Origin of the sequence: Aquibacillus rhizosphaerae, from assembly GCF_030282825.1 — a bacterium.
Taxonomy (GTDB): domain Bacteria; phylum Bacillota; class Bacilli; order Bacillales; family Amphibacillaceae; genus Aquibacillus_C; species Aquibacillus_C rhizosphaerae.
Genome location: NZ_JASTZU010000031.1, coordinates 56,086 through 76,254 on the forward strand (window position 1 = coordinate 56,086; position 20,169 = coordinate 76,254).

At 36.3% G+C, this 20,169-nt stretch carries 16 protein-coding genes and 2 riboswitches; of the genes, 14 read left to right on the forward strand and 2 right to left on the reverse strand.

Annotated elements, in window-relative coordinates:
* Positions 1–7 precede the first annotated feature (7 nt).
* From QQS35_RS09010 to QQS35_RS09045, 8 genes are all read left to right on the forward strand, one after another.
* Entirely contained in the window at positions 8–724 is a 717-nt protein-coding gene (locus QQS35_RS09010) for a Crp/Fnr family transcriptional regulator (RefSeq protein WP_407933953.1), read from the forward strand.
* A gap of 627 nt (positions 725–1,351) precedes the next feature.
* Positions 1,352–1,603, forward strand: a complete 252-nt coding sequence (locus QQS35_RS09015) for a DUF2249 domain-containing protein (RefSeq protein ID WP_285931665.1) — start codon at positions 1,352–1,354, stop codon at positions 1,601–1,603.
* Positions 1,600–1,815, forward strand: a complete 216-nt coding sequence (locus QQS35_RS09020; protein WP_285931667.1) for a DUF2249 domain-containing protein — start codon at positions 1,600–1,602, stop codon at positions 1,813–1,815. Before QQS35_RS09015 ends, QQS35_RS09020 begins: the two co-directional genes overlap by 4 nt.
* A gap of 2 nt (positions 1,816–1,817) precedes the next feature.
* Positions 1,818–3,068: a hypothetical protein gene (locus tag QQS35_RS09025; protein ID WP_285931668.1), complete on the forward strand. Its 1,251-nt coding sequence runs from the start codon at positions 1,818–1,820 to the stop codon at positions 3,066–3,068.
* Between the two features lie 13 nt (positions 3,069–3,081).
* Positions 3,082–3,381, forward strand: a complete 300-nt coding sequence (locus QQS35_RS09030) for a metal-sulfur cluster assembly factor (protein ID WP_285931669.1) — start codon at positions 3,082–3,084, stop codon at positions 3,379–3,381.
* A 303-nt stretch (positions 3,382–3,684) separates the two neighbouring features.
* Positions 3,685–3,773, forward strand: a riboswitch (cyclic di-GMP riboswitch).
* A 61-nt stretch (positions 3,774–3,834) separates the two neighbouring features.
* On the forward strand, positions 3,835–5,304 hold the full coding sequence (locus tag QQS35_RS09035; RefSeq protein ID WP_285931696.1) for a DUF5667 domain-containing protein: 1,470 nt from the start codon (positions 3,835–3,837) through the stop codon (positions 5,302–5,304).
* A gap of 239 nt (positions 5,305–5,543) precedes the next feature.
* On the forward strand, positions 5,544–6,272 hold the full coding sequence (locus tag QQS35_RS09040) for a sigma factor (RefSeq protein ID WP_285931670.1): 729 nt from the start codon (positions 5,544–5,546) through the stop codon (positions 6,270–6,272).
* Positions 6,269–7,576, forward strand: a complete 1,308-nt coding sequence (locus QQS35_RS09045; RefSeq protein WP_285931671.1) for an anti-sigma-I factor RsgI family protein — start codon at positions 6,269–6,271, stop codon at positions 7,574–7,576. Before QQS35_RS09040 ends, QQS35_RS09045 begins: the two co-directional genes overlap by 4 nt.
* Positions 7,577–8,014: 438 nt before the next feature.
* Here QQS35_RS09045 and QQS35_RS09050 read toward each other — a convergent pair whose 3' ends face one another.
* Positions 8,015–8,407, reverse strand: coding sequence for a VOC family protein (locus QQS35_RS09050; RefSeq protein ID WP_285931672.1), 393 nt, complete (start codon positions 8,405–8,407; stop codon positions 8,015–8,017).
* Between the two features lie 218 nt (positions 8,408–8,625).
* Positions 8,626–8,717, forward strand: a riboswitch (cyclic di-GMP riboswitch).
* A gap of 109 nt (positions 8,718–8,826) precedes the next feature.
* Here QQS35_RS09050 and motA point away from each other — a divergent pair.
* From motA to pfkA, 3 genes are all read left to right on the forward strand, one after another.
* Positions 8,827–9,621, forward strand: coding sequence for a flagellar motor stator protein MotA (motA, locus tag QQS35_RS09055; RefSeq protein WP_285931673.1), 795 nt, complete (start codon positions 8,827–8,829; stop codon positions 9,619–9,621).
* Positions 9,596–10,384, forward strand: a complete 789-nt coding sequence (motB, locus tag QQS35_RS09060; RefSeq protein WP_285931675.1) for a flagellar motor protein MotB — start codon at positions 9,596–9,598, stop codon at positions 10,382–10,384. Before motA ends, motB begins: the two co-directional genes overlap by 26 nt.
* Positions 10,385–10,677: 293 nt before the next feature.
* The gene (gene pfkA, locus QQS35_RS09065; protein ID WP_285931677.1) at positions 10,678–11,634 is read left to right on the forward strand and encodes a 6-phosphofructokinase; all 957 of its coding nucleotides are present in this window, start codon (positions 10,678–10,680) and stop codon (positions 11,632–11,634) included.
* Positions 11,635–11,710: 76 nt separating this feature from the next.
* On the opposite strand, the gene QQS35_RS09070 is transcribed toward pfkA, so the two are convergent.
* Entirely contained in the window at positions 11,711–12,262 is a 552-nt protein-coding gene (locus tag QQS35_RS09070; RefSeq protein ID WP_285931679.1) for a CueP family metal-binding protein, read from the reverse strand.
* Positions 12,263–12,681: 419 nt separating this feature from the next.
* Between QQS35_RS09070 and QQS35_RS09075 the strand changes: the two genes are divergently transcribed.
* From QQS35_RS09075 to QQS35_RS09085, 3 genes are all read left to right on the forward strand, one after another.
* Entirely contained in the window at positions 12,682–13,359 is a 678-nt protein-coding gene (locus QQS35_RS09075) for a protein kinase family protein (protein ID WP_285931681.1), read from the forward strand.
* Between the two features lie 518 nt (positions 13,360–13,877).
* Complete coding sequence (gene gltB / locus QQS35_RS09080; protein ID WP_285931682.1) at positions 13,878–18,476, forward strand: glutamate synthase large subunit; 4,599 nt, start codon at positions 13,878–13,880, stop codon at positions 18,474–18,476.
* 12 nt (positions 18,477–18,488) lie between these two features.
* Entirely contained in the window at positions 18,489–19,973 is a 1,485-nt protein-coding gene (locus tag QQS35_RS09085; RefSeq protein WP_285931683.1) for a glutamate synthase subunit beta, read from the forward strand.
* Positions 19,974–20,169: the final 196 nt, after the last annotated feature.

Here is a 20,169-nt window from a genome sequence, read left to right on the forward strand (position 1 = left end):
TTGCGAGGTGAAGGAAATAGAAAATAAGGAAAGCCAACAGGCATGTAATCATACGATCGGTTCACACAAATCCTGTATTTCTTTAGTTCCTATTTTTAATCATTTAGAATCAGAACAAATGGATGAAATATTAATGACGGCACAGTCTGTATCGTATAAAAAAGGTGAAATCATTTATCAAGCAGACAATCAATCAACCTCCCTTTATATTGTTAATAGTGGGAAAGTTAGAATTTTTAGGCTATCTGAATCAGGCAAAGAGCAGTTGGTACGAATTCTAAATCCAGGTGATTTTACAGGTGAGTATGCTTTGTTTAGTGAATCAACCCATGAATCTTTTGCCGAAGCAATGGTTGATACAGCTGTTTGTATGATTAATCGTACCGATTTACAAGCGTTTCTTTTAAAGTACCCATCTATTTCTTTAAAAATATTAGCTGAGTTCTCTACTAGACTAGAACAATCAGAAAAACAAAGTACCTGGTTTGCGACCGAGAAAGTAGAAACAAGGATTGCCCATTACTTAATAGAAGGTTTAGCCGGTGGTAATCACTCAGAGGTACTAGAGTTACCGATGAGTAAAAAAGATTTAGCTTCTTATTTGGGAACGACTCCTGAGACCATTAGTCGAAAATTAGCTGATCTCGAAGCTCAAGGCCTAATCAAATTAAAGCCACATAAAAAAATAGAGATTATAGATGTAGAGGGACTACTTTTAGTTTAGCGATTATAAACTGGAAGTAGTTTTTTTCTAACCACACCAAGTATAAGGAAGGTAAAATAGTATGGAAGAAAAAGTCGGGGTGTGTTTCATTTTCAATACACCAATCTATTGCTCAAGTGGTTTTCTTGTAGCATAGGAAATTATAGATTTAGTGGCCTGTGGATAACTGACTACCAGCATGTGCCACGTCCAGCTACAGCGCCTACCCGAGACAAACATCTTTGTGGTAAATAGCACCACATAGCTGTTTGTCTTAATTGCCCTAGGGTGAGTAAGGCGCTCCGAGCTTTTGTTCAGGGTGTATTTGCCAAAGATAAGAAGCTGTATTGTTTTAAGTGTTACGAGGAAAAGGGCTAAGAGATTAACATATGTCTAAAACGCATTGTTGCATGAATCAATTTCATAATACTAATTTTGATGTTATCTAAGACAATATATAGTGGGATAAATCAATTTCTAACCATTGTCTTAGATGACGGAATAAGGTAATTATGAAATGGACTCACATAAATATTACAGCTAAGAAGTAGCAAAAACCTCCCAAATGATACCTAAGTGATACAAGTCACTACATTCCTAATTGATAATGGTTATCATAGGTTTATAACGATTTGGAGGTGTTAGGTGATGAATGAAAAAAGTACGGTTGTAGAAGTCGATGTGCGTGAAGATATTAAGAACAACATCGAGCCTTTTAAAAAAATAATGGATGCAGTGAAAACATTAGAGCCTAATCAACAACTTATCCTACACGCACCATTTAACCCGTTTCCTCTTTATAAAGTGTTAGGAAAAAAAGGTTTTACACACCAATCTGAACAATTAGAAAAGAAACATTGGAAAATTATATTTACGAAAAAGGAAGTAGATAGACAATGATTTTAGATAATCGAGGAATGCAACCACCACAACCAATGATGCGGACACTAGCAGCGATAGAAGAACTTGAATCTGGTCAGCAGCTGACGATCATCAATGACCGAAGACCAATGTTTTTATTTCCGGAGTTAGAGGAACAAGGCCATGCATATGAGGTAGAGGAACAAGCAGACGGAAGCTATGCCATTACAATTACGAAGCATGGTGTGTAAGGATGAACGGTTTAAGTGTTAACAAAAAATCGGAAACCAATATTAAGCTCCCTCTGTCTTTTATCTTTTTTGGCTTAATAGCTTTCGTCGTTTCTCAATTCATTTTCTTTATTAATAGTGACGCATTAACAAATGGGGTCTTTCGGTTGCCGGAAATTTTAATGGGAGCTCATTTTTTACTTTTAGGTTGGATAGTTATGGTGATTATGGGGGCGATGTATCAATTAGTTCCCGTTGTCTTTCTTACCCCAATTTGGAGTGAAAAGTTGGGGGTTGTACAGCTGATTATTACAACAGTTGGTATTATTTCATTTTCTTTATTACTAGGGTTTAATATCAGTATTGCCGTATATGGTGCGGTGATTTTAATCATTGGTATCCTGTTATTTTTATGGCAAATGATTATGACTTTAAAAGGTCAAGAAAATAAAAATATCTTAACATTATTTGTAATGGCAGCTTTAGTCTGTTTCTTGATTACGATTAGTGCTGGATTAGCATTGTCATGGACGATTGGATTTGGATCATCTATTAATTATACTGCTATATTACACTCTCACATTCTGCTAGGTGTGGCAGGTTGGTTCACATTATTAATATTTGGGTTTTCATATAAGCTTGTGCCAATGTTTAGCCTAAGTCACGGTTTTAAAATGAAAGGTTCCAAGTGGGCGTTTTTTAGTTATATATTAGGTTTAGTTGTTTTAATCGTTTCGTTTTGGTTGGAACTACCTGCACTTGCTACCGTAGGCTGGTTCCTATTGTGGATTGGGTTTACATGTTTTTGTTTAGATATAATCGAAATTATAAAAAAACGATTGAAAAGAAAGTTGGATCGTCCATTTATATTTTCATTAATAGCGATTGGATATGGTTGGCTGATCCATACACTGGTTGTTATATTTCGGATAATCGGTATTCATCAAGATGGAATATGGGGTTGGATGATTTTCTTATACATTATTTGTTGGATTATGTTTAGCATCTTAGGTTACTTGTATAAGATTGTTCCTTTTTTATGGTGGACGTATAAATATTCAGCACAAGTAGGAAAAGGTAACGTACCATTATTGAAAGATATGGTGAATGAAAAAGTAGGTGTTATACTTTTTAGTTTATTTTCGATTGGTACTTTCGGTCTAGCTTTTTCTGGGATAATGCAAGTTAGTATAGCTGTTCAATTATTTCAAGGTTTAATGCTTTTAACATCTATTGGATACTTAGTATCGATTGTCGATGTAGTGAAAAAATAAGGAGGTATGTGAGATGAGTATTGCAAATCAAGTAAAAGAAGCGCTTTACAGTGTAATTGACCCAGAACTTGGTATTAACATTGTTGACTTAGGACTTATCTATGATATTGAAGTAAATAAAACGAACGATGTATTTGTAACCATGACATTAACAACTCCCGGGTGCCCACTTCACGATAGTATTGTAGGTGGTGTTGAAAGTGCAATTTACTATATTAATGAAGTTGGGAAAGTAGATGTACAGCTCGTATGGCAACCAGCATGGACACCTGAAAAAATGAGCGATCAAGCGAAGGCAATGTTGATGGGGTAATGATGGTTTAAAAAATAGATACAAAGCAAAAGAGGTAATCTTTCTAAAAATAGGGGATTACCTCTTTTTACTTTTTATTGTTAATCAAACGTTTGTACAATATTATATAACCTCCTTCGCTGTGGGGAAGTTAACTAACTAACACTATTTATAATTGGAAGTGCTAGCTATTCTATTAACATATCTATTAGTTTTATATACAATAACTTTAGTACAAAAAAACAGGATTTTCTACAAAAACTTCATAAATCCCCCCTAAAAATTTAACATGCATCCGTAATAATAGTAGATTACTAAATTAAATATAGATAAAGGCAAAGCCATTGAAAGGTGGTCACGCAAAGCTAAAGGGACTAAAAGGTGCATGAAGCCTATGTCAGCCAGCTGTCATATTTAATACTTTATGGTCTAAAGTAATTATTTTATTCAGAAAAGGGAGAGATTATTTTGAAAATGAAGCAGATGTTAGTAACAAGTCTTTTTGCAATTGGTTTATTGTTTACGAGTAATTCTGTATATGCTGCAGTTGACACAAATGAAATTAATGAACTGGACAATGTAAATATAGAAGAGTCGGAAGGTACTGCAGGTTTAACACCAGACAGTTTTTGGTACTTTTTTGATCAAGCTGTAGAAAACTTTCAATTATTAATGACGACCGATTCAGAAAAAGAATCAGATCTTTTGCTACAACTTGTTAAAGAACGTTTATTAGAATCAGAACAAATGGTAGACGAAGAGAAAGACGAATATATGAATGAATTAATCGATGATTATTTATCTACTTTGGAAAAAGCACAAGAAGAAGTGGCAGAAGTGATAACAGATGAAGCAATCGACGATGAAGTGAAAGAAGAATTATCAGAGCAATTAGAAGATTCTACTACAGTAACAGATGAAGTAGCTGAAAAAATTGAAGAAGAAGAAAAAGAAGAGTTTGAAGAAAAACAGCAAGAAGCTTATTTAGTAGCAAACGTAGTAAAAGATATTGATCCTGAAAAGGTAAAGAGTTTACGTGAACAAGACCTTGGATTCGGACAAATTGTTAAAGTTGTAACTTTAGCTGAGGAAAGTGGCAAAACAGAGGATGAAATCATTGCTTTACTACAAGAAGGTAAAGGGTTTGGTGAAATTGCAAAAGAGCTTAACATTCACCCTTCACAAATTATGAAAAAAGTAATCGATAAGAAACAAAAAGAAATGGAAGAAATGATGGAAGAGGCAGTAGCAGCTGGCGATGAAGAAACTATCAATCAACTATCAAGTTCACTAGAAAATGTGGAAAATCAAAAGATTGCTTTCAATATTTCAGAAGAATATGCTGAAATGGAAGAAGAAGTTAAAAAGGAATTAACTGAGATAGAAGAAGAATTAGCCTCTGGTGAACTTACACAAGAAGAAGCTGATGAGAAAATTAGAGAGCTTAACCAAGAATCAGAAAAAGAAATAGCAGAGTTAAAAGAGGAAGCAACAGAAGAGCTTGCTGAAATGGAAGAAGACGAAGAAAAAACAGAAGCAGAAAAAGAAGTGGCGGAAGAAGCTAAAAAGGTAGCAAAAGAGGCTAAAGCGGAAGCGAAGGAAAAAGAATTAGCTGCGAAAGAAAAAGCCAAAGAAGCACGAGAGAAACAAAAAGAATTAGAAAAAGAAAAACGAGAGCAAGCCAAAGAAGCTGAGGAAGAGGCAAGAGAAGCAGCAAAAGAACAAGCTAAAGAAGCACGAGCGAAACAAAAAGAGTTAGAGGAAGAAAAGAAAGAAAAAGCTAAAGAGGCTGAAGAAAAGACTAGAGAAGCAGCCAAGGAAAAAGCTGAAGAAGCACGTGAAAAACAAAAAGAATTAGAAGAAGAAAAGAAAGAAAGAAAAGCCAAAGAAAACCGTGAAAAGGCTAAAAATGGACAAGGAAATAAAGAGGAAGACCAAGATTAATTTTAGTTAAGAGTCCCGGGATGGGACTCTTCCTTTATATTTAGCGAAGAGATAAGATTTTCCGGATGTGGATAATATGTAGAAGGGAGTGTAAACAAAAATGTTCAGCTCCAGTGCCTTCGCTTTTGTTATTTTATTAACAGTTTGAATTAATAAAACCCATGTTTTGGTTCTTTACCCCTCATTAAAAAAATCGTATGCTTAGTTTATTAAACAACTGTTTGATAAGGGGGGATACTATGAAAGAGACAGAAGTAACAACATACATATTATCGGCAGCAAATGGTGATGAGATTGCTAGAGAAAAATTAATTAATCACTATAAGCCCTATATTATCAATACAGTTGGACACATATGTAAGAGATATATTACGTGGAGCGATGAAGAGTCTAGTATTGGGTTACTAGCTTTTAATCGTGCGATTGAAACCTATGATGTGAACGCTAATAAAACATTTTTAAATTATGTCTATTTGCTTATAAAACGAGAATTAATCGACTACTTTCGTCGCGAGCAAAACAACGCGCATATACCGATAGAAGTTGATGCAACAGATAACCAGCTCACTACAAATGTATATGATATTGAGAAATCGATGAATTCTTATAAAGAAAGTGTTCAAAGAGAAGAGTTAATAGAAGAAATCCTCGAGCTTAAAAATACTTTACTTCTGTTTCATATTGAATTTGAAGAACTAGAGAAGTTTTGTCCCAAACATCGAAAGACTAAAATGAATCTATTGAAAATAGCAGATGACTTCATACGCGACTCAGAACTAGTGGAATCTTTTTCAATGAAAAAACGATTACCAGCAGCGAAGTTAGTAGAGAAATATGGACATCGTCTGAAAACAATAGAGAGGCACCGGAAATATATCATAACGCTTATCATCTTAAAATTACATCCTGAATGGCAGCAACTATCGCAGTATATTGAAATACCACTTGAAAGTGAGGACAAATCATGAAGTCAAAAACGTATAAAGGCATTGTTGTAAACGTAACGGATGAAAAAATTTCGTTGTTATGTAAAAATGGCGACTTCAAAAATGTGCCTCGCTCTAAAAGTGAAATACCTAGAATCGGCCAATCTTACACACATATAGAAAAACAGAGTTTTCAATTAAACAGAAGTGTAAGGTATGTGTCGCTAGTTGCCATCGTGTTTTTAACGTTAATTGGTTACTATATGAGTACATTTATTAAAGAAGAGGAATCCTATCTATTTGCTGTAGATATTAATCCAAGTATTGAGATATATACAGACGAGAACTTTCAAGTAACTAAGATGGAATTTTTAAATAAAGATGGAGAGATTGTTGTAAACGAGCTGCGTAATAAAGGCGCAAAAATTACTAGTATCTTAGAGGAGATTATTACGGTTGCTATTAATGAAAATTACTTATCAGAGACAGAAAATGGATTGGTCAATTTAACGGTTATTCCATTAGAAAATAAAAATGAACTTAAATTAGATGAAATAGAAGAGACTGTTCGTAACTCATTGCGAACTAACGTCATAACTGCTGATGTATCTGTTGATAATGGAAGTAAAGATCTAATCGAAGAGTCTAGAAAGGTAAATCTTTCTATTAATAAGTATCAATTATACAAACAATTTAGACAAAAAGGAATCGATGTAGACGTAGACAACTTGAGAGAAAATCCTATCGCTTCGTTTATGGACAAGTTTGATGAAACGAACACAACTATTCAGCAAGACGCAGATAATAACGAAAACGAAGATAAGAGTGAAAATATATTAAACTCGAAAGACAATCCTACTCAAAAAGCAAAACAAGAAGATAACAAAGAAAAAAGTAACAAGAGTACTATTGATCAAGGAAAACAAGAAAATAAACCGAGTGAAAAAATAGAAAAGAATAAAAAACAGAATAATCAAAGCGAAAACCAAAAAAGTACTAACAAAAAAGTCACAGAGAATAAGAATACTGGTGTAAAAAAAGAGCACAAACCTATTGATGCTTCACAACAAAACAATAAAAATCGTCATGAGAAAGATAAAAAAACACAAGAAGCCGTTAATAATGAAAATGAACGAAGTAATGCAAATAAAGATAATCAACAACCTCAAGAGAAAATAGCTAGTCCTGATAGTGTAAATGGAAAAGAAAAAGCGAACGAGGTTAATGAGAATCAAAAAAATGTAAACAAAAAGACAGAAGCTGGTAATCAAGAACAGAGTAAGAAAAATGAAGAAAACCCTAAAGAAGTGGAAGTAGAAAAAGGTAAAGGGCGAGACGATGAATAAGTAAGAATTACCTTTGGAAGTGTTTAAAAGTAAAGATAAGCGGATGGTTGCCTACGTAAAGCAATACAGTAAAGCTTACGTAGGCGACCATTTTTATTTTTTGATATTTACTTAACTCCTTTGCCAGTATAGATCGCCTTAGCCCACCTTGATGAAGCGGTTGCTTTAACTATTCTCCAGTTAGATAAAAAGTCAGAAATGAAATCGCACGCAGAAAAAGTGTTGTTCTTTTTCCAGGAAACGTTCTTTGTGAGCGAGGAGGCTAAGGTGCTGCCCACGGAAAGGGAGTATTTTTCCGTAGCGCTCGATTTAACACTTATCTTAGATAGAATGCAAGGAAGTTACGATAAAGTAAGTGCAGACTTTATATTTTATCTGTCGAAAACAACAAGCTCTTTGAAAAAAGACTTAAACAAAATGATTGTCAAGATGCTTTTGCTATTTACGATAATTCAATTCCCAGGTTATCCCATAAACATCCTTTACGACACCATAAGTAGCTCCCCAAAAGGTATGCTGTAAATCCATTTTCACTTCGCCATTTTCAGATAACTGTTCATATACAGATTCGATTTCTTGTTTGGATTCTAACTCAACTACTAGCCATATATTGTTTCCTTGTTTAATCGGCTCAAATACGTCTGCGAAATAAATGACACAATCCTCATTAATATGAAGCTCAGCATGAATATATTTTCCATCATGCCCCTTGAACATTTCTACATCATCAGCCGTTTGTGTATTCTTAACTTCTCCACCAAATACGTGGTGATAGAAAGCTAAAGGTTCGTGGCAATTTCTTAAGTATATATGAGGTAATAATTTTTTCATGTTCACTCGCTCCTTTTTTACGGATTTTCAAAATTTATCCTTATCTATATAATAGCTGACCATTCTATAGATAGTAAGTCTATCAATGAATATATTTACAAATTTTTAAGAAACTTCAGATACATTATCTGTTAAATTAAAGTCGAATCTTGTTGAAAAATGTAAAATAACAGAGTAATATAATAAATAGTAGTTCAATAGATCATAAATTGAATAAAGGATGATAAAGGCAAACTATTCGAAAGAGTAGGACGCAAAGCTAAGGGTCTAAAGTGGATGAAAGTACTACTATGATCGCCTGGCTACCAATCTTTGCCTATAACTTGTCATGGGCATTTTTCGGCGATCCTTTGCTTCACAGGATCGTTATTTTTATATTCGAATCTTCAGAATTTATTTAAAATCATCGAGGTGAAATAATGGATAAAACAACAATTATCGGTTTGTTATTAGGGGTTATTGCTATTGGAGCGGGGATGGTTTTGAAAGGTGTAAGTGTATTAGCATTATTCAATCCAGCAGCACTTTTAATTATTTTTGTGGGTACTGCAGCATCTGTTTTAATAGCCTTTCCAATGAGTACGATCAAGAAAGTCCCGGCTCTATTTAAAATTATATTTAAAGAAGAAAAAAGCAATGATATGTTTGCCATTATTGATTTATTTACGAAATGGGCTGAAACTGCAAGGCAAGAAGGTATTCTATCATTAGAGCAAAAGTTAGATGATGTAGATGATCAATTTTTAAAATCCGGGCTACAACTAGCAATTGATGGCCAAACACCAGAATTTATACGAGATGTTCTATTAGAAAAAGTTGATGCGATGGAACAAAGGCATCATAAGGGAGCTGCAATTTTTACACAAGCAGGAACTTATGCACCAACTTTAGGTGTACTTGGTGCTGTAGTTGGATTAGTTGCAGCACTCGGCCACATGGATGATATAGAAGCATTAGGTAAAGCGATATCGGCAGCTTTTATTGCAACTTTGTTTGGGATATTTACTGGATATGTATTGTGGCATCCCTTTGCGAATAAATTAAAGGAAAAATCTAAAAATGAAATACTTGTGAGACATATTATGATTGAAGGAATATTATCTGTAGCCAATGGTGAATCACCTGTTGTAGTAAAAGATAAATTAGGTTCGTACCTATCACAATCTGAACTAGCAAAAACTAAATTTAATGAACAGGAGGGAGAAAGTGCGTAAAAAGAAGCAGCATACAGAAGAGCATGTTGATGAATCTTGGTTAATTCCATATGCGGATATGTTAACTCTTTTATTGGCACTATTTATTGTATTATTTGCTATGAGTGAGATAGATGCGCAAAAATACAAGGAATTATCTCAGGTTTTTAAAAGTGAGTTTGCTAGTGGAAATGGTACGGAAGGAGAGGGGGTGGGAAGCTCGACTGCTCCTAGTGAAGACGTAGAAGAAACAGAAGTATCAAACGACTCCGAAGTAGATAAAGGTATAGAAGAACTATATCACCTTCAAGTTTTGCAGGACGAGATTAATCAATATATTGGTGAGAATAATCTTGCAAAAGTACTCGGGACGGAATTAACAGATGAAGGTTTGTTGATTGTAATTCTAAATGATGTTTTTTTCGATTCGGGCAGTGCCAAGGTTAAAGCGGGTGGAAGGGAGATTGCTGATGAGGTTGCACAGTTTTTATATACGGATCCTCCCCATCAAATTGTGGTAAGTGGTCACACGGATAATCAACCAATTCAAAGTAGTGAATTCTCGTCTAATTGGGAATTAAGTGTCATGCGTGCAGTTAACTTCATGCAGTTATTATTGGAAAATGAAAACTTGGGTCCTGAACGATTTAGCGCCAAAGGCTATGGAGAGCAAAAACCAACTGTCTCTAATAGTGATGAAGCCAATAGAGCAAAAAACAGACGAGTGGAAGTCCTAGTTCTTCCAAACTATGAAATTAATACTGGAGGAATAGAAAAAGAATAATATGTAAGTGTCCAAAAAGAGCCTATACAAGGCTCTTTTTTTATAGCGTAGGAAGATTATAGATTTAATGTCCATGTCTAGTGGACGCTTGACTATTAGCATGTGCCGCGTCCAGCTACAGAGCCCTACACTTTTTTCTGGACTCCGAATTACTATACGTTAACTTCATATCCGCTTTGGGTATAATTGAAGTATACGAATCAGATAATAATATATCTAAGAAAAATTAGATGGAACTTTGAAAGGGTCCAATAACATAGTTGATAACGGACATATGGAAAGGAATGTTTTAATTGAAAAAAATAGCAGTTTTGACTTCTGGTGGAGATTCTCAAGGGATGAATAGTGCGATACGTGCTGTTGTGCGAACAGGTATTGCTAGTGGATTTGAAATGGTTGGAATTAAAAGAGGGTATAAAGGTCTTATGGAAAATGATTTTATTACATTAGACTCAAGAGCAGTTGGTGATATTCTTTATAGAGGCGGGACTTTTCTGCAATCTGCCCGGTCAGAGGAATTTAAAACGGAAGCAGGACAATCTAAAGCAATTAACAATCTAAAAGAAGCGGGAATTGATTATTTAGTTGTTATTGGTGGTGATGGAAGCTATCGAGGTGCCGCAGCCCTTCAACAACAGGGTATTAAAACTTACGGACTCCCTGGAACGATTGATAATGATATCCCGTTAACCGATTATACGATTGGGTTTGATACGACATTAAATGTTGTCACAGATGCAATTGGTAATTTAAGAGATACAATGAGTAGCCATGAACGCGTAAGTGTAATTGAAGTAATGGGAAGAAGTTGTGGTGATATTGCTCTTCATGCCGGGATTTCAAGTGGTGTTGATGCAGTCATTATTCCTGAAATGAAATGGGATATAGAAGAAATATCAAAAAAACTTGTACAAGGTTTTGAAAATGGTAAAACACATAGTATTGTAATGGTAGCCGAGGGTGCAGGAAAAGCGGAAGATATAGCGACTATAATTAAAGAAAACACAGATCTTGATACAAGAGCTACCGTTTTGGGACATATCCAAAGAGGTGGTACACCGTCTGCATTTGATCGTGTATTTACGAGTAGAATGGGATATAATGTGATTGAATTAATTGAAAAAGATATATCTGGTGTTGCTTTAGGAATGGAAACCAATGAAATTACATACCATACGTTTGAAGAAATTTTTAATCATGAAGATAAGGTGGATAAAACCTTATATAAAATCTTTAAAGACCTTGTTTGATTTAAATAAAAAAGAAAATACAGACAACAACTCGGTAAAAGACGAGTGTTTGTCTGTATTTTTGTATGAATACGACCTAGGCACTTTTGTTCTCATTTAACTGCATGGTAGTAATGCATGTGTTATCATTTTCGAATGTGGAAACCTCAGACTGTGCCGTTTTTCCGTCATGCGTAAAAGTTACACGATACGTTTTATCGCGTGGTAACCATAAATCGACAAACCCATTTGATTGGGATTGTGTTGTTTGATCAAGGATTACGTTTCCTTCTGTATCTTCAATATATACACTAAATTCTTCATTAACCATTTCTCCTTGGCAACCTGTCAGGCTATGGACTGCACAAGGGTGTGTATTCTCTACATATGGAGCAATCGAGACAAAAAATTCATCTTCAGGTAAGCTATAGGTTGACTCGTTTGCGTCTTTATCGGTTACAACAAGTTCTTGTGATGTGATAGAAGCGTTTTCGTTTTCTTTCTTACCTACGCTATAATCATGCACCAATTGCTTAATGTCTTCTGTCTTGGTTTCGGTTTGTGTATTTGTTTTACCGTTTACTGCAAACAAATAAGCAACTAGCGCTACGGCAACTAAACCAGTTATTACAAAAAGCTTTCTTTTCATCTTGTATGCATCTCCAGTCTCTCTTTTAATATATGATTTTATAATGTTTCAAAAGCAGGATATAATTAATATCTAACAAATCACGTGTATTTATTCACAAACATTATTTTACCACATTATCTAAACAATTTTCTATTGATTTTAAAAATATTTTAGTAGCATTTTAGAGTAAGTCATTTTAAATCGTCTTCGAAGTTAAAGAAGCAATAAAACTAAACTTTAAAAAAGAAGATATTCTGATTTAATACCTGCCAAAGGACTCATAAGACTTCTATAATAGAAAGAAATGAAATATAGTAAGGGATAGGCAAATAATTAGTTACTCCTATATTAATTTAGGGTACACAACCTATCTAACATTATTTTAAAAATATAATCATAGATTACGGTTTTTTGAGTAGGCAAAAGGAGAGGTTTCTTTGGAAAGTAGATGGGAAAGTGCAAAAAAGTCTTTATCGAACATCTCTATTTCAGCAAATCCAAACAATCAACCGGTAACGATAAATGGAAGCTCTGATGACCTTAAATGTATTGGTGTCGGTACGGATGCGGCAGTGTTCCAATATCTATATGCACCGGAATATGCGTTTAAAATTTATGCTGATGAGAAACTAGCTAAAATTAGAGCTGAGGAAAGTGTGTATGATAAGTTAAGGGATTCCCGTTATTTTTCTACATGTTTTGCTGCGTATCCTAACTATCTTGTTTTAAGTTTTGAGGAAGGAACAACATTGTATGATTGTCTCCTGCAAGGAATTCATATTCCAGAACTTGTTGTTCAAGATGTAGAGAAAGCTAGAGAATATGCGCGAGAAAAGGGATTGAACCCACGTGATATTCATCTGAAAAATATTCTATTACAAAATGGTAGAGCGAAAATGTTGGATGTCTCCGAATATATACAACCAGGAAATGACTACAGGTGGGAACATCTAAAAAAAGCATATGATTCTTACTATCAACTAATTGATGGTAAACCAGTTCCGTTTTGGTTACTGGAGACGGTTAGAAAATGGTACAACCAATGGAATAAGTATTCCACTTCATTTGATGATTTCATGAAAGGTGTCCTCAAAAATACAACGTTCAAAAAATAGAATGTCCTTGGATGGACACTCTATTTTTCATTGTTATTTAACTTAACTTTTATTAAAAAAATAGAATATTAAGCTCACCACATTTCCCCTACGGCTTCTCTTACCATCACAGGTTTTAGATTTTCTACGGCCTTTGTGAACCCTTCATCAACAGATTCTCTACCTCCTTTTTCAAATTTATAGTGAATCTAGTTGTCTACCATGGCTTCTCTCCACATAGTTTTTGTTGCTAAATCATAATAGTCTTTAAAAGGTTTTATTTATGATTTCGAACTTATCAATTATTATCTCAAACATTTCGTCATAACCGCAATTACTTTCAAATAATTCTAATTATTCGTATAATTAACACAGGATCTCATTTTGAAAGGGGGATTCAAAAGTTAAATGATTGGAAAAATCTAATTTTATTGCATGAAGTATGTAAAAAATGTAAAAACTACTAGGTAGTAAAGCCAAAAACATCAGAAGATAGTCTTATAAAGAAATTCTATTATGCAATAAGAAGGGATGTTTTTATGAAATATTACGGATATCCTACTCCTCAGGGATTATATCACCCGGAAAATGAACATGATGCATGTGGTATTGGGATGATTGCCAACATTGATGGTACTAAATCTCACAATATTGTTCAGCATGCCGTTACAATCCTTTGTAACTTAGAACATAGAGGTGGACAATCAGCTGATATTAGTACTGGAGATGGTGCTGGGATTTTAACACAAATTCCACATGCCTTTTTCCAAGACAAGTGTGAGGATTTAGATATTGACCTTCCGCCTGAAGGGGAATATGGCGTGGGTATGGTTTTTCTCCCTCAAGATCCAGGAATTAGAAGGAAGAGTGAACAGGAAATACAAAGCTTGATTGAAGCAGATGGTCACCAGTTCCTCGGTTGGAGGACAGTACCGGTAAATGATGCATATGTTGGAGATCTTGCTAAGAAAAAGAAACCGTTTATTAGGCAACTGTTCGTTTCTCCAGGAAAACAAATCAAAGACCAAGAAGAATTCGAAAGAAAGCTTTATGTCATTCGTAAGCAAGCTGAAAAAAAGTTGCAAGGTTTACATGAAACGGAACAAGACCAAAACACGTTTATTTGTAGCTTGTCAACGTCAACCATCATTTATAAAGGCATGCTAATACCGGAACAATTAGACTCTTTTTACATTGATCTTAATAACCGTGACTTTAAGTCGGCACTTGCTATTGTGCATTCACGTTTTAGTACAAACACATTTCCTAGTTGGGAACGGGCACAACCTAATCGTTATATTGCACATAACGGGGAGTTTAACACGATAAGAGGTAATGTAAATTGGATGAGAGCAAGAGAGTCTCTTTGCAAATCAGCATTTTTTCCAGAAGAAGACATCAACAAGATTCTACCAGTCATTGATACAGATGGCAGTGATTCAACGATGTTTGATAACTGTTTTGAATTTTTACATTTGTCCGGTCGTTCGCTTGCTCATTCTGCAATGATGATGATTCCAGAGCCGTGGGTAAATGACGAGAGAATGGATAAAGAAAAAAGAGCTTTTTATGATTATCATAGTACGTTAATGGAACCATGGGACGGTCCAGCGGCTATCATCTATACAGATGGCAGAAAAATAGGAGCTTGTTTGGACCGAAATGGATTAAGACCTGCACGATATTATGTAACGAAAGACGGTATGATTGTTTTAGGATCGGAAGTTGGCGCTTTAGATATTTTACCAGAGGATGTCCAGTATAAAGATAGGTTACAACCAGGTAAAATGCTACTTGTTGATTTGAAAAAAGGGACGATTATTCCAGATGAAGAAATTAAAAATCAAGTGGCGACTGAAAAGCCTTACCAAGAATGGTTATCCGATTACAAGCTTAATTTAGAGGATCTAAAAGTTCCAAAGCATACTAGTCAGCCGATTAGTAAGGATGAATTAGTTGAGCAGCAAATTGCTTTTGGTTACACAACCGAAGAGTTAAATAAAATTTTAAAACCGATGGTTACAGATAAAAAAGACCCAATTGGTTCCATGGGATATGATTCACCACTAGCCGTCCTATCAAACCGGCCACAACTACTATATAACTATTTTAAACAGTTGTTTGCCCAGGTGACGAATCCGCCAATTGATGCAATTCGTGAAGAGATTGTTACGGCTGTGGAAACAACCATTGGAAAAGAAGGTAATCTAGTAGAACCGCAACCAAAGAGCTGTAGGCATATTCGTTTAAAAACACCGATACTTACAAATACAGAGTTAGAACAATTACGTCAAAATGAATTGGAAGCTTTTCAGTCTAAAACAATATCGCTCCTATTTGATGTAAAAAAAGAACAACAGGATCTCGACAAAGTACTAGACGAGCTCTTCGCGAAAGCAGATGAAGCGATTGATGAGGGTACTACCCTACTAATTTTATCTGATCGTGGAATTAATGGAAAACAAGCAGCTATCCCAGCTTTACTTGCTGTTTCGGGTTTACACCATCATTTAATTCGCCAAGGGATTCGTACGAAAGTCAGTATCTTAGTAGAAACAGGAGAGGCGAGACAAGTTCACCATTTCGCTACTCTTTTAGGGTATGGAGCGGAAGGGATAAATCCATATTTGGCGTTTAGAACGTTAGAAGGTTTAATTGAAATGGAAGATCTTCGTGGTGTGACATTAGCCGAAGTAGTGGGGACTTATATTAAATCAGCTACAAATGGTGTCATAAAAGTTCTATCAAAAATGGGGATATCAACCATTCAGAGTTATCGAGGTGCTCAAATTTTTGAAGCAGTTGGTATTCAACCCGATGTTATTGAAAGATACTTCACAAGAACTGCTTCTCGATTAGGTGGAATTGGCTTAAGCACCATTGCAGAAGAAGTAGTGATGCGACATAAAAGCGGCTATAGAAGGGACCGTGGCGGCGAAAAAGGCTTGGAATCTGGTGATGACTTCCAGTGGCGCCAAAATGGTGAAGACCATCAGTATAATCCACACACGATTCATTTGCTTCAATCATCTTGTCGTTTAAATAGCTATAAGTTATTTAAACAGTATTCCAGTATGATTGATGACATGGACAAAAACTTACAATCATTACGCGGATTGTTAGGTTTCAAAAAGAGAAAATCAATACCAATCGAAGAAGTCGAATCAATCGAAAATATATTCAAGCGTTTTAAAACAGGGGCCATGTCTTATGGTTCGATTAGTAGTGAAGCACACGAAGCACTAGCGATTGCCATGAACAGAATTGGTGGAAAGAGTAATTCAGGTGAGGGCGGGGAACATCCTAATCGCTTTACACCGGATGAATTTGGCGACTTAAGGCGGAGCTCTATCAAACAAGTAGCCTCAGGGCGCTTTGGTGTTTCTAGTCACTATTTAGTAAATGCGGATGAGATTCAAATTAAAGTTGCACAAGGGGCAAAGCCAGGAGAAGGCGGCCACCTTCCAGGTAAGAAAGTTTATCCGTGGATTGCTGAGGTAAGAAATTCAACTCCGGGAGTCGGATTGATTTCACCACCTCCACATCATGATATTTACTCGATAGAAGACTTGGCAGAACTAATTTACAACTTAAAGATTGCTAATCCCAAAGCACGGATAAGCGTTAAGCTTGTTTCTGCAGTTGGTGTTGGAACGATAGCTGCTGGGGTAGCAAAAGGACGAGCAGATCTTGTTCTAATTAGTGGGTATGACGGTGGAACAGGTGCTGCGCCACGCACGAGTATTCAACATACAGGAATGCCTTGGGAAATAGGACTAGCTGAAACCCATCAAACGTTACTAATGAATAAATTGCGTGACCGGATTGTAGTAGAAACGGATGGGAAAATGATGACTGGTCGAGATGTAGTTATTGCTGCCTTGCTTGGTGCAGAGGAATATGGTTTTGCGACCGCACCACTGGCTGTTGTAGGTTGCATTATGATGCGTGTCTGTCATTTAAATACGTGTCCAGTCGGTATCGCTACCCAAGACCCAGAACTAAGAAAGAAATTTGCAGGTAAACCGGAGCATGTCGTTAATTTCATGCGGTTTATTGCCAAGGAAGTCCGTGAATTGATGGCACAATTAGGCTTCCGTACGATTGATGAAATGATTGGTCGAACAGACGTATTGGAGAAAAAAGAAGCGATTGACCATTGGAAAGCAAAAGGTGTTGATTTATCTGCCTTGCTCTATCAACCGGATGTGCCGAAAAGTGTTGCACGTCATCAAACTGTCGAGCAAGTTCATGGATTAGATAAAACACTTGATCAGCAGGAGTTAATTCCATTATGTAAAGATGCGCTTGAAAGTAAACAACCGATAAAAGCATCTCTAGGAATCAGGAATATTAATCGAGCAGCGAGTACGATGCTAGGAAGCGAAATCACCAAAAAGTACGGAATCGAAGGTTTACCAGAAGATACGATTCGTTTGAAATTCAGAGGTTCAGCAGGGCAAAGTTTTGGTGCGTTTATTCCGCGTGGACTAACGATCTATCTTGTTGGAGATGCCAACGATTACGTTGGAAAAGGGTTGTCAGGTGGTAAAATTATTGCCAGACCATCGCGTAAGTCTTCGTTCACACCGCATGAAAATACGATTATAGGTAATGTTGCTTTTTATGGTGCTACCGGTGGCGAAGCCTATATTTATGGCCTTGCAGGTGAACGTTTCTGTGTTCGGAATAGTGGTGCAAAAGTGGTTGTCGAAGGCGTTGGTGATCATGGTTGTGAATACATGACTGGAGGGCGTGTTGTTGTCCTAGGTGCAGCTGGGAAAAACTTTGCAGCTGGAATGTCCGGAGGTATCGCTTATGTACTTGATGAGGCTGGTTCTTTTCGGGAAAAGTGTAACCAGGAATTGGTTCAACTCGATTCCATTACCGACGAAAAAGAGGCAAAAGAACTTTACGACATGATAGAAAAACATGTGGACTATACACAAAGTACCAATGGGCAACGAATCGTTGAAAATTGGAATTCTGTTTTACCAAAATTCGTCCGAGTTATACCAAATGATTATCTAGAAATGAGAGAAAGAATTCTTTTACTAGAAGCAGATGGATTAACGAAAGATGAGGCGGCAATGAAAGCATTTGAACAAGGAAATGAAATTGTTGAAACAATAAAGTAATGGAGGGAAACGATGGGAAAGATAACTGGTTTTAAGGAATATAAACGACAGTCAACGCCCGAGCGTGAACCTTTAGAAAGATCAAAAGATTGGAACGATTATAAAGTTCCAATGTCTGACGAAGAGGCGAAAGTGCAAGGAGCGCGTTGTATGGATTGCGGCGTGCCAACGTGCCATACCGGAACGGATATAAACGGTCAAACTTCGGGTTGTCCGGTGTACCACCTTATTCCTGAGTGGAATGACCTTGTTTATCAGGGACAATGGAAGCAAGCATTGGAACGTGAACTTAAAATGAATAACTTTCCGGAGTTTACAGGGATTGCTTGTCCAGCTCCATGTGAGGGAGCATGTGTACTTGGCATTAACGAGCCTCCTGTTGCGATTCGATCGATTGAAAGGTCAATTATCGAAAAAGGCTTTGATGAAGGCTGGGTTCAGCCAGAACCACCAACAATCCGAACAGAAAAGCTTGTTGCGGTTGTTGGTTCTGGGCCTGCTGGTTTGGCTGCTGCTGCACAACTCAATAAAGCTGGTCATAACGTTACCGTGTTTGAACGAGATGATCGAATTGGTGGTCTATTAACTTATGGAATTCCGGAAATGAAACTATCTTATGATGTGGTTGAACGTCGTGTTGATATACTCGAAAAAGAAGGAATCACTTTTCGGACGAATGTAGAGATAGGTAAGGATTACCCGGTGGATGAACTCCAAGATGATTTTGATTCGGTTATCCTTTGTGGAGGAGCTACTAATCACCGAGACTTACCTGTTGAAGGGAGAGAGCTAAAAGGTGTTCATTTTGCAATGGACTTTCTTCATGCCAACACGAAAAGTCTCTTGGATTCTAATTTGGAAGATGGAAATTATATTTCAGCCAAGGATAAAGATGTTATTGTTATTGGTGGGGGCGATACTGGGACAGATTGTTTGGCAACCAGCATTCGCCACAATTGCAAAAGCTTGACTCAATTTGACTACAATGAGAAAAAGCCTTCCGTGCGAGAAGATAACAACCCATGGCCTGAATGGCCGGTGATTCATCGCGTGGAATACGGACATAAAGAAGCTGAAGCTGTACTCGGATCGGATCCTCGTGCGTATACAGTTGTAACGAAAAAGTTCGTAGGAGATGGGAATGGTCACGTAAAAGAGGTTCACACGATAGAAGTGGAGCAATATGTTGATGAAGATGGGAATAGAATTAAAAAAGAAATACCAGGAACAGAAAAAATATGGCCTGCTCAGCTTGTTTTATTGGCGATTGGTTTTACGGGTCCGGAACAAAGTCTTATTAAAGAAATTGGTGTAAAGACTGACCCAAGAACAAATGTGAAAGCAGACTATGGTCAGTACAAGACGAGTGTTGACGGTGTATTTGCTGCTGGGGACATGCGTAGAGGTCAAAGTTTAATTGTTTGGGCAATTAACGAAGGTAGAGAAGCTGCAAGAGAGTGCGACCGTTATTTGATGGGGTCAACACAATTGCCTTAATTTAGAAAGGCCTACTTGGGGTATGTTAGACTCCTTGAGAAAGGAATAGTTTAAATAGAAATACTTAAAAAGATGTCAGGAAACAATCATGTGTTAACCATGATTGTTCCAGGCATCTTTTTTTGGTGGTTTCAAGGCAGGGATAAAGCCATCACATAGCGAAATTGTTTAAGTGAAAAAATTCATGCGTGAAAAT

What these genes read in the sequence shown, in the direction of transcription:
- QQS35_RS09015 (WP_285931665.1), top strand. Translation starts at nt 1,352, where the DNA reads ATGAATGAAAAAAGTACGGTTGTAGAAGTCGATGTGCGTGAAGATATT.
- QQS35_RS09020 (WP_285931667.1), top strand. Translation starts at nt 1,600, where the DNA reads ATGATTTTAGATAATCGAGGAATGCAACCACCACAACCAATGATGCGG.
- QQS35_RS09025 (WP_285931668.1), top strand. Translation starts at nt 1,818, where the DNA reads ATGAACGGTTTAAGTGTTAACAAAAAATCGGAAACCAATATTAAGCTC.
- QQS35_RS09030 (WP_285931669.1), top strand. Translation starts at nt 3,082, where the DNA reads ATGAGTATTGCAAATCAAGTAAAAGAAGCGCTTTACAGTGTAATTGAC.
- QQS35_RS09035 (WP_285931696.1), top strand. Translation starts at nt 3,835, where the DNA reads ATGAAGCAGATGTTAGTAACAAGTCTTTTTGCAATTGGTTTATTGTTT.
- QQS35_RS09040 (WP_285931670.1), top strand. Translation starts at nt 5,544, where the DNA reads ATGAAAGAGACAGAAGTAACAACATACATATTATCGGCAGCAAATGGT.
- QQS35_RS09045 (WP_285931671.1), top strand. Translation starts at nt 6,269, where the DNA reads ATGAAGTCAAAAACGTATAAAGGCATTGTTGTAAACGTAACGGATGAA.
- QQS35_RS09050 (WP_285931672.1), bottom strand. Translation starts at nt 8,407, where the DNA reads ATGAAAAAATTATTACCTCATATATACTTAAGAAATTGCCACGAACCT.
- motA (WP_285931673.1), top strand. Translation starts at nt 8,827, where the DNA reads ATGGATAAAACAACAATTATCGGTTTGTTATTAGGGGTTATTGCTATT.
- motB (WP_285931675.1), top strand. Translation starts at nt 9,596, where the DNA reads ATGAACAGGAGGGAGAAAGTGCGTAAAAAGAAGCAGCATACAGAAGAG.
- QQS35_RS09070 (WP_285931679.1), bottom strand. Translation starts at nt 12,262, where the DNA reads ATGAAAAGAAAGCTTTTTGTAATAACTGGTTTAGTTGCCGTAGCGCTA.
- gltB (WP_285931682.1), top strand. Translation starts at nt 13,878, where the DNA reads ATGAAATATTACGGATATCCTACTCCTCAGGGATTATATCACCCGGAA.
- QQS35_RS09085 (WP_285931683.1), top strand. Translation starts at nt 18,489, where the DNA reads ATGGGAAAGATAACTGGTTTTAAGGAATATAAACGACAGTCAACGCCC.